Here is a 9,110-nt window from a genome sequence, read left to right as displayed (position 1 = left end):
GGTGGTCACGGGGGTCCTCCGGGCAGTGGGGGTCAGCGGACGAGCGAGACGGCGGTGTCGACGGCTGCGGCGACGTCGTCGTCGGGGGGGAACAGCAGGGCGCGGCCGACGACCAGCCCCCGCACCGCGGGGAGGGACAGGGCCTTCTGCCAGGTCTGGTACGTGGCCTCGGGAGCAGTGACCGGGTCGCCGCCGAGGATGAGCGTCGGCAGCGTCGTGGCCTCCATGACCCGCTCCATGTCGTCGACCACCGGCAGCTTCAGCCAGGTGCGCGCAGAGGCGGCTCCGATGCCCTGGCCGACGTGGATGGAGGTGATGACGCCCTCGGGCGACAGGTCGTTGACCACCTTCCGCCCGTCCCTGGAGCTGACGAAGGGCTCCACCATGGCCACCTTGCCGGCGCGGTTGAGCTCGGTGACCGCCTTGGCGCACGCCTCCATGGTGGCGAGCGAGCCGGGGTCGTCCTTGTCGATGCGCAGGAGCATCTTCCCGGCGTCGAAGCCGGACTCCACGATGCCGGGAACGTCGTAGGCGGTCATGCGGTCGTCCAGCTCGAAGACCGAGCCGGCCAGGCCGCCGCGGTTCATGGAGGCGATGACCACCTTGTCCTCCAGGGCGCCGAGGAGGAGCAGGTCCTCGGCGATGTCGGCGGTGGCGAGCAGGCCGTCGACGCCGGGGCGGGCCAGGGCGGTGCGCAGCCTGTCGAGCAGCTCGGTCCGGCTGGCCATGGCGTCGGCGCGCCCGCGCGCCGAGAGCGCCCCGCGGGCGGGGTGGTCGGCGGCGACCACCATGAGGCGGCCGTCCTCGGGCACGAAGGTCGGGCGGCGGACCCGGTCGGCGAGGGCGGCGGCGACGGCCTCGGGGTGGCGTGCGCGCAGCTCGGTGACCTCGGCGTAGGTGCGCGCCCGCGGTGACGGCACGACGGGGGCCTGGGTCCGGGTGTCAGGCACGGGGAGACTCCTCAGCGGCGCGGGTGTGGGCGGTGACGTGTGCGGCGATCTCGGCCGCCGTGGGCATGGCCGTCGAGCACTCCAGGCGCGACGCGACGATGGCGCCGGCGGCGTTGCACCGGGCCAGCAGCTCCCCCAGGGGCAGGTCCGCGAGCAGCCCGTGGATGAGGGACCCGCCGAAGGCGTCGCCAGCACCGAGGCCGTTGACGACGTCCACCGGTGTGGCGGGGACGACGACGCGCTCGCCCCGCGTGGCGCCGAGGACCCCCCGTGGCCCCTGCTTGACCACGGCCAGATCCACCCCGAGGTCGAGCAGGGCGTCGGCGGCCGCTCCGGCGTCCTCCTCCCCCGTGGCCACCCAGCACTCCTCGCGGTTGCCGACGGCGACGCTGACGTGGGCCAGGGCGCGCTGCGCCTGCTCGCGGGCGGCCTCGGCGCCGCCGGCACCCGCCCAGAAGTCGGGGCGGTAGTCGAGGTCGAGGACGGCGTGACGGGGCCGCGCGCCCGAGGGCGCCGCGGCGCTGCGCGCCTCCAGCGCGGCGTGGTGCGCCGAGCGGCTGGGCTCCTCCGACAGGCCGGTCAGCGTGACCCACAGCAGGTCGGCGCCGGTCACCGCGCCGAGGTCGAGGGCGTCGGCCGCGAGCTGGAGGTCGGGGGCCGTCGGCCGGCGGTAGAAGAAGATCGGGAAGTGGTCCGGGGGGAAGATCTCGCAGAACGTCACCGGTGTGAGGAGGTCGGCGTCGGTGACCACCAGGGAGTCGTCGACGCCGAGCTCGCGCAGGGAGCGGCGCACGAACCGGCCGAAGGGGTCGTCCCCGACGCCGGAGAGCAGGGCGGGGCGGCGTCCGAGCCGGGCCGCGGCCACGGCCACGTTGGCGGCGCTGCCGCCGAGGAACTTGCCGAAGGTCTCGACGTCCTCGAGGCCCACACCGGTCTGGAGGGGGTAGACGTCGACGCCGCAGCGTCCGACGACCAGCACCTCGGGGGCGGTGGCGGGCGTGCTCACGGAGACCTCCACGTCGTCGTGCGGCTGGGTGGTGCGGTGCGGGGGGCGGGCGCGCAGGACGACCCCCGGGATCCGGGGGCGGCAGCACCGCCGGTGACGACACTGCTCCCGCCGACGGTCGCCTGTCAAGTGTTGTCCTGACATACGGTCTTCCGATCGTCCAGAGCGCGAACGGCGGAAGAGGCTGTTCGCCGACGGGTCGGCCTGCGATGATGCGTCCATGAGCAGCACCGCCGCGCCCGACCTCGCCGGGATGCTCGCGCGGGGGATCGACAGGTCCAGCCCGGTCCCGCTCTACCACCAGCTGGCCGAGCTGCTGCGGGGGGCGATCTCGGACGGCACGCTGCCGCCCGGCTCGCGCCTGGAGAACGAGGTCGCCCTGGCCGAGCGCCTCGGCCTGTCCCGGCCGACCATGCGGCAGGCCCTGCAGGAGCTGGTCGACAAGGGCCTGCTCGTGAGGCGGCGCGGCGTCGGCACCCAGGTGGTGCACCCGCACGTCAACAGGTCGATGGCGCTGACCAGCCTCCACGACGACCTCGCCCGCAGCGGCCGCACGCCCAGCACCGAGGTCCTCGACTACGACGTCGCCCCCGCACCGCACGAGCTGGCCGAGGCCCTCGGCATCGCCCCCGGGACGGACGTGGTGACGGTGCGGCGGCTGCGCTCGGCCGACGACGAGCCGCTGGCCATCCTGACCAACCACATCCCCGCCGCGAGCGCGCCGACCCGCGAGCAGCTCGAGACCGAGGGCCTCTACGAGGTGATGCGGGCCCGGGGCGTGCAGTTCCGCGTGGCCCGCCAGAGCGTCGGGGCCCGCCTGGCCACCGCCGCCGAGGCGCGGCTCCTGCACGAGCGCCCTCGCGCAGCGCTGGTCACCATGCACCGCACCGCCTACGACGACGCCGGCTCGGTCATCGAGGTGGGCGACCACGTCTACCGCGCCTCGCGCTACGCCTTCGAGACCACCCTCGTCGACCGCTGACCACCACCGAGGAGAACCCCGTGACCGTCGTCGTCGGATACGTCCCCAGCAGCATCGGCCGCGCCGCAGTCGAGGCGGGCATCGAGCACGCGAGGGCCTTCGGCGCCCCCCTCGTCGTCGTCAACACCGACAGCGCCCGCGGCACCGGCGCCCCCGAGGGGCCGGCCCTCGTGGAGGACACCCACCTGGAGGTGCTGCGCCGCACGCTGGAGGAGTCCGGGGTGCGGGCCGAGGTGCGGCAGGAACCGCGCCACGAGCCCGCGGAAGCGCTCCTGGACGTGGCGGCGGAGGTGGGGGCGCGGTGCATCGTCATCGGGCTGCGACCGCGGTCAATGGTCTCCAAGCTGCTGCTCGGCAGCACCGCGCAGCAGGTCCTGCTCCACGCCCCCTGCCCCGTGGTCGTGGTCAAGGCCGAGGCCGAGCCGTCCTGACCCTGGTCCACTTTGACGGGTTGACCTGACAAATACGGCGACGTACGGTCCCTCTTGCCGCTGGCGCCCCGGGCCCGGCGGCGCCGGGGCGCCCAGCGCCCGAGCCGATGCGCGAGGGAGCGCCATGACGACGATGTCCGCCCGACGGGGCCCGCAGGGGCCCGGCACCGGTCACGGCGCCTTCCTGGTGCGCCTGACCGCCATCGCCACCCTCGGTGGCCTGCTGTTCGGCTACGACACCGGCGTCATCGCCGGTGCGCTGCTGACCATGCCTGACGACCTGGGGCTCACCACCGTGCAGACGGCGACGGTGGTCACCGTCCTGCTGCTGCCGGGTGCTGCGCTCGGCGCGCTGTTCGCCGGCCGGATCGCGGACCGCATCGGGCGGCGCACCACCCTGCTGCTCTGCGGGGTCGTCTTCCTGCTGGGGGCCCTGGGCTGCGCCCTCGCCCCGGGGTTCGGCGTGCTGGTGGCCTCCCGCCTGGTGCTGGGCCTCGGCGTCGGCGCCGCCGCGGTGATCTGCCCGGTCTACCTGGCCGAGATGGCCCCCGCCGAGAAGCGCGCCCGCATCGTCACCATCAACGAGCTGATGATCGTCACCGGACAGCTCCTCGCGTTCGCCACCAACGCCGCCATCGGCGCCCTCGTGGACCACCCCGGCAACTGGCGCGTGATGCTCGGCGTCGCCGCCGTGCCGGCGGTGGGGCTGCTCGTGGGCATGCTGGTGCTGCCGGAGTCGCCGCGCTGGCTGGCCCTGCGCGGGCGCACCGACGAGGCGCACGCCGTGCTGCTCCGCAGCCGCCCGGCCGCCGAGGCTGACCGCGAGCTCACGGAGATCGCGCACCTGGCCACCGAGGACAGGGCGGCGGCGCGGACGACCATCAGGGCCGTGCTGCGCGAGAACCCGTGGATGCGCCGGCTCCTGTGGATTGGCGTCGGGCTCGCCGCCGTCCAGCAGGCCACCGGCATCAACACCGTCAACTACTACGGGACGCAGATCCTCGCCGACACCGGCCTGGGCGACCAGGTCGCCCTGGTCTCCACCATCGCCATCGGCGTGACCTCGGTGACCATGACGCTGCTCGGCATCTGGCTGCTCGGCTTCGTCAGCCGCCGGCGCATGCTGCTCACCGGCTTCGCCGGCGTCGTCGGGTCGCAGGTGGTGCTCGCCCTCGTCTTCCTGCTGCCCCAGTCGACCGCGCGCAGCTTCGTCATCCTCGGCGCGATGCTGGTCTTCGTCGCCTTCGTCCAGTGCTTCATCGGCACCGGCATCTGGCTCATGCTCTCGGAGATCTTCCCGCTGGCCGTCCGCGGCTTCGCCATGGGCCTGTCCGTGTTCGTGCTGTGGGTCGTCAACGGGGCCATCTCCTTCGCCTTCGAGCCGACCACCGAGGCCCTGGGCACGACCACGACGTTCCTGCTCTTCGCCGCGGTCAACGTCGCGTCCCTGTTCTTCGTCCTCCGGTGCGCCCCTGAGACGAGGGGGCACACGCTGGAGTCGCTGGAAGAGCACCTGCGCACACCGGCGGGCGGCCTGCCCGCGGTCCAGCCGCCGGTCAGGGGGTGAACGCCCGGCGGAAGTCCTCCAGCGCGGCCTCGTCATCCCCACGGGCGAACGCCTCCAGCGCCACGACCCCGTCGTAGCCCAGGCGGTGCAGCGCCGCAGCCACAGCCGGGTAGTGCACCTCACCGGTGCCCGGTTGACACCGACCGGGCACGTCGGCCACCTGCACCTCGCCGACGAGCGGCAGGGCGCGCTCCACGAGCTGGACGAGGTTCCCCTCACCAATCTGGGCGTGGTAGAGGTCGAGGTTCAGGCGCAGGAAGGGCGAAGCCACCGCCTCCACCAGGGCGATCGTGTCCGCGGCCCTGGCGAAGGGCACACCAGGGTGGTCGACGGCGGTGTTGAGGTTCTCCAGCACGAAGACCCGCCCGTGCTCCTCCCCCAGCGCCGCGAGCGCCTCGAGGGTGCGCACGGCGCGCAGCCACATGGTGGGCGTCGCCCCACCGGGGCCGACGGGGACGACGGGCAGCCCGTCACCGTCGAGCCCGGTGCCGTGCACGTTGAGCCTCTCGACGCCCAGTTGCTCGGCGGCCCTGAGCGACTGGCGCGCGGTGGCGAGCAGCCGCGCGGCACCGTCGTCGTCGGCCAGGGCGCCCTCGAGGTAGCCGGTCATCGACGAGTACCACGCACCCCTCTCGCGCAGGGCCGCCAGCGCGCCCAGGTCCTTGCCGCACCAGTCCCACAGCACGGTGCCGAACCCGAGCTCCGTGATGCGTCGCACCCGCTGCTCGAACGGCACGTCGAGCATGACCATCTCCGCGCAGACCGCCAGCCTCATCGTCCTCGTTCCTCGTCGTCCCGGGTGGCAGTGGTGGCGCGCACGCGCAGGCGCGGCTCGACGATGACGTCGACCGGCTGCTCCCGCCCCCCGTCGAGGCGCTCCACCGCGAGGCGCACGGCTGCGGCTGCGAGCGCCGGAGGGTCCTGGCCCACCGACGTCAGCCCCACGTGGCCCAGTCGGGCGAGCGGGCTGTCGTCGTAGCCGACCACCGAGAGCGCACCCGGCACGTCAGTGCCCGTCCGGCGCAGCGCGTCGAGCAGGCCGAGCGCCACGCGGTCGTTGGCGGCGAGCACGCCGCTCGCCCCGCTGGCGAGGACGGCGGGCGCCGCTGCGGCGCCCGCGTCCTCGCTGAAGGCGCCGTCCACCACGGTGGTGCCGATCCCCCGCCGCAGGGCCGCTGCGAGGAAGCCCTCGCGGCGCTCCCCGGCCACCTCACCGGACCCGCCGGTGACGTGCGCGAGCCGGGTGTGCCCGAGGTTGGCGAGGTGCGCGACGGCGAGCTCGGTGCCGTCCGCCTCGTCGACCCTGACGACGTCGAGCCCGGGCGCCCGCCGGCCGACGAGCACCACCGGCGTCCGGGCGTCCAGGGCCGTGAGCTGGTCGGCGGGCAGCTCGGTGCCGAGCAGGAGCAGCGCCTCGCAGCGGGAGTCGAGCAGGACGTCGACAGCGCCTGACTCCCCGGCCCGCTCCGTGGCCGGGTGCAGCAGCACCTGGTAGCCGGCGTCGTCGGCGGCGTCCTGCAGGGCCTCGGCGAGCTCGGCGTGGAAGGTGTTGCGGATCGTCAGGACAACCCCGAGCAGGCGCGTGCGACGAGCGGCCAGGCGGCTGGCGGCCCGGTCCGCGCGGTAGCCGAGGTCCGCCGCCGCAGCGCGGACCCGCTGCACGGAGGCGGCGCTCGGGCCAGCGGCGCCGCGCAGCGCCAGCGACGCCGTGCCGGGGGACACCCCGGCACGGGCGGCGACGTCGGCCAGCGTGGGGCGGCGCGACTGGTCTCCGGGTCCTGAGCTGCTCGACACACCCACCCCCTTGACGGATGACGGCGACGGTGGTGATGCTAGCCGAGTCTTAAAGCGTTTTAAACGCTGGCTCAGTCCGGTGCAGAGAGGCACGCCCATGACCACTCCCCCCTCCTCGATCGGTGTCGCCGTCATCGGCGCCGGCATGGCCGGCCGCGCCCACGTCGCGGGCTACCGCGCCGCTGGCTCCCTCTACGGCGGCGGCCTGCCCGAGGTGCGCCTCGTGGCGGTCGCCGACGCCCACGCCCCCTTCGCGGAGTCCGTCGCCCGCCGCTGGGGGTACGCGAAGGCCGTCACCAGCTGGCAGGAGGTGGCTGAGGACCCCGAGGTCGACGCCGTCAGCGTGGTGGTGGCGAACTCCCTGCACCGCGAGGTGGTCGAGGGGCTTCTCGCTGCTGGGAAGCACGTGCTGTGCGAGAAGCCCCTCGCGCCCTCCGTCGAGGACGCCGAGGCGATGGTCGCCGCCGCCGAGCGCGCGGCCGCTGAGCACGGGTCGGTCTCCGGCGTGGGCTTCACCTTCCGCCGCTCCCCCGCCATCAGCGCCGTCCAGCGACTCGTGTCCAGCGGCTCGATCGGTGCGCTGCGGCACGTCGACGGCCATTACTGGTGCGACTACGCCGTCGACCCCGACGCCCCCATGAGCTGGCGCTACCGCGGCGGCCCGGGCACCGGGGCGCTGGCGGACATCGGCAGCCATCTGGTCGACCTCGCCGAGTTCCTCGGCGGCCCGGTCACCTCGGTGCGGGGCACGACGTTCACCACGGTCACCACCTCGCGGCCGACGCCCCTCGGCGTCGTCGTCGGGCACGCGAGGGGCGCCGTCTCCGACGAGCGCGCACCCGTGGAGAATGAGGACCTCGTGAGCTTCACCGCCACGCTCGCCTCTGGCGCCACCGCCACGCTGACCGCCTCGCGCATCTCCCACGGGCACGCCAACGGCCTCGGCTTCTCGGTGTTCTGCGACCGCGGGGCTGCGGTCTTCGACCTCGAGCGCCCCGCCGAGCTGCTCGTCTCCGACGACTCCGCCCTGCAGGGCCTGGGCGGCTACCGCCAGGTGCTGGTCGGACCTGAGCACCCCTACGTCGCGGGCGGGCTCGCGATGGACTTCCCGAGCGTCGGCCACGGGCAGAACGACTTCTTCACGTTCCAGTGCCGCGCGTTCCTGGAGCAGGTCGCCGGGACCGGCGAGACACCACCCCTGCTGCCGCTCTCCCACGGCCTGCACAACCTGCGCGTCCTCGACGCGGTCACCCGCGCTGCGCAGCAGCCGGGCACCACCGTCGACGTCGACGCCTGACACCCACCACCCACGAGAGGACCGGACCCATGGAGATCGGCGTCTACACCGCCGTCCTGCACGACCTCGACCTGCGCTCCGCGCTGGCCACCGCCAAGGAGCTCGGCCTGGAGGGCGTGGAGGTGAACGCCGGTGGCTTCGTCGGCACGCCGCACCTGCCGGTCGACGCGGTCCTGTCCTCGGACACCGCGCGTGACGAGTACCTGGGCCTCTTCGAGGAGGCCGGCGTCCACCTGAACGGGCTCAACGTCAACGGCAACGCACTGCACGTGAACCCCGCTGTGCGCGCCAAGCACGCGGGCGACCTGGTGCGCTCGGTCGAGTTGGCCCGGCGGCTCGGTCAGCAGCGCGTGGTCTGCATGTCGGGGCTGCCTGGGGGTGCACCGGGAGCCGTGGCACCCACGTGGATCGTTAACCCCTGGGACTCCTCCTGGCTCGACGCCCTCGAGCACCAGTGGTCGGTCGCGGTGCCCTTCTGGCGGGAGCTCGACCGGCGCGCTGCCGACGCGGACGTGCACCTGTGCATCGAGATGCACCCGCAGAACCTCGTCTTCAACCCCTCCACGCTGGAGCGGCTGGTCGAGCAGACCGGGGCCACGCACGTCGGCGCCGAGATGGACCCCTCGCACCTGTTCTGGCAGCAGATCGACCCGGTCGCCGCGATCCGCCACCTCGGCCCGCTCGTGCGCCACGCGGCGGCCAAGGACGTGCGGACCAACCCGGCCGCAGCCATCCACGGGGTGCTCGACGACAGGTTCCGGCGGTTGCGGCCCGACGAGGCGCGCGTCGGGCTGGGCACCGGCCCGCTCACCGACGGCGACCACTACGTCAACGAGTGGCCGTCCGACTCCGCCTGGGACTTCGTGGCGGTCGGCAACGGCCACGGCGTCGAGTTCTGGACCGAGTTCCTGCGGGCGCTGCACGAGGTCGACCCGGAGATGAAGGTGAACATCGAGCACGAGGACACCGCGCTCGAACGGATCGAGGGCCTGCAGGTGGCCGCCACCACCCTGGCGGAGGCACGCAGCGCCGCGGGGGTCTGATGGCCGCGGGCGGGCACGAGCCAGCGGTCCCTGCGGCGGC

General features: G+C 74.1%; 9 protein-coding genes. 5 read left to right on the top strand and 4 right to left on the bottom strand.

Features of this window, described 5'->3' with window-relative positions:
* Positions 1 to 32: 32 nt before the first annotated feature.
* Both FHN55_RS12510 and iolC read right to left on the bottom strand, forming a co-directional pair.
* Positions 33 to 950, bottom strand: coding sequence for a deoxyribose-phosphate aldolase (locus tag FHN55_RS12510; RefSeq protein ID WP_257570930.1), 918 nt, complete (start codon positions 948 to 950; stop codon positions 33 to 35).
* Positions 943 to 1,956, bottom strand: a complete 1,014-nt coding sequence (gene iolC, locus FHN55_RS12505) for a 5-dehydro-2-deoxygluconokinase (RefSeq protein WP_257570929.1) — start codon at positions 1,954 to 1,956, stop codon at positions 943 to 945. Before iolC ends, FHN55_RS12510 begins: the two co-directional genes overlap by 8 nt.
* 220 nt (positions 1,957 to 2,176) lie before the next feature.
* Here iolC and FHN55_RS12500 point away from each other — a divergent pair, with 220 nt between their 5' ends.
* From FHN55_RS12500 to FHN55_RS12490, 3 genes are all read left to right on the top strand, one after another.
* The gene (locus tag FHN55_RS12500) at positions 2,177 to 2,938 is read left to right on the top strand and encodes a GntR family transcriptional regulator (RefSeq protein ID WP_257570928.1); all 762 of its coding nucleotides are present in this window, start codon (positions 2,177 to 2,179) and stop codon (positions 2,936 to 2,938) included.
* Positions 2,939 to 2,958: 20 nt separating this feature from the next.
* Positions 2,959 to 3,369, top strand: coding sequence for a universal stress protein (locus FHN55_RS12495; RefSeq protein ID WP_139712656.1), 411 nt, complete (start codon positions 2,959 to 2,961; stop codon positions 3,367 to 3,369).
* Positions 3,370 to 3,493: 124 nt separating this feature from the next.
* Positions 3,494 to 4,936: a sugar porter family MFS transporter gene (locus tag FHN55_RS12490; RefSeq protein ID WP_257570926.1), complete on the top strand. Its 1,443-nt coding sequence runs from the start codon at positions 3,494 to 3,496 to the stop codon at positions 4,934 to 4,936.
* Here FHN55_RS12490 and FHN55_RS12485 read toward each other — a convergent pair.
* Positions 4,926 to 5,711 carry a TIM barrel protein gene (locus tag FHN55_RS12485; protein ID WP_139712655.1) on the bottom strand — a complete coding sequence of 262 codons (786 nt, stop codon included), beginning with the start codon at positions 5,709 to 5,711 and terminating at the stop codon, positions 4,926 to 4,928. The two genes, FHN55_RS12490 and FHN55_RS12485, sit on opposite strands and share 11 nt — an antisense overlap.
* The gene (locus tag FHN55_RS12480) at positions 5,708 to 6,730 is read right to left on the bottom strand and encodes a LacI family DNA-binding transcriptional regulator (RefSeq protein ID WP_257570925.1); all 1,023 of its coding nucleotides are present in this window, start codon (positions 6,728 to 6,730) and stop codon (positions 5,708 to 5,710) included. Before FHN55_RS12480 ends, FHN55_RS12485 begins: the two co-directional genes overlap by 4 nt.
* 97 nt (positions 6,731 to 6,827) lie before the next feature.
* On the opposite strand from FHN55_RS12480, the gene FHN55_RS12475 reads away from it, so the two are divergent.
* On the top strand, positions 6,828 to 8,027 hold the full coding sequence (locus FHN55_RS12475) for a Gfo/Idh/MocA family protein (protein WP_139712653.1): 1,200 nt from the start codon (positions 6,828 to 6,830) through the stop codon (positions 8,025 to 8,027).
* Between the two features lie 29 nt (positions 8,028 to 8,056).
* On the top strand, positions 8,057 to 9,070 hold the full coding sequence (locus FHN55_RS12470) for a sugar phosphate isomerase/epimerase (protein ID WP_139712652.1): 1,014 nt from the start codon (positions 8,057 to 8,059) through the stop codon (positions 9,068 to 9,070).
* The last annotated feature ends 40 nt before the right edge of the window (positions 9,071 to 9,110 follow it).

The sequence above is a fragment of the Streptomyces sp. NP160 genome (assembly GCF_006335115.1).
Classification (GTDB): domain Bacteria; phylum Actinomycetota; class Actinomycetes; order Actinomycetales; family Quadrisphaeraceae; genus Quadrisphaera.
This window is presented reverse-complemented; position numbering and strand designations above follow the sequence as displayed.

Coding starts and splice junctions, on each gene's coding strand:
- FHN55_RS12500 (WP_257570928.1), top strand. CDS start 2,177: ATGAGCAGCACCGCCGCGCCCGACCTCGCCGGGATGCTCGCGCGGGGG.
- FHN55_RS12475 (WP_139712653.1), top strand. CDS start 6,828: ATGACCACTCCCCCCTCCTCGATCGGTGTCGCCGTCATCGGCGCCGGC.
- FHN55_RS12485 (WP_139712655.1), bottom strand. CDS start 5,711: ATGAGGCTGGCGGTCTGCGCGGAGATGGTCATGCTCGACGTGCCGTTC.
- FHN55_RS12470 (WP_139712652.1), top strand. CDS start 8,057: ATGGAGATCGGCGTCTACACCGCCGTCCTGCACGACCTCGACCTGCGC.
- FHN55_RS12490 (WP_257570926.1), top strand. CDS start 3,494: ATGACGACGATGTCCGCCCGACGGGGCCCGCAGGGGCCCGGCACCGGT.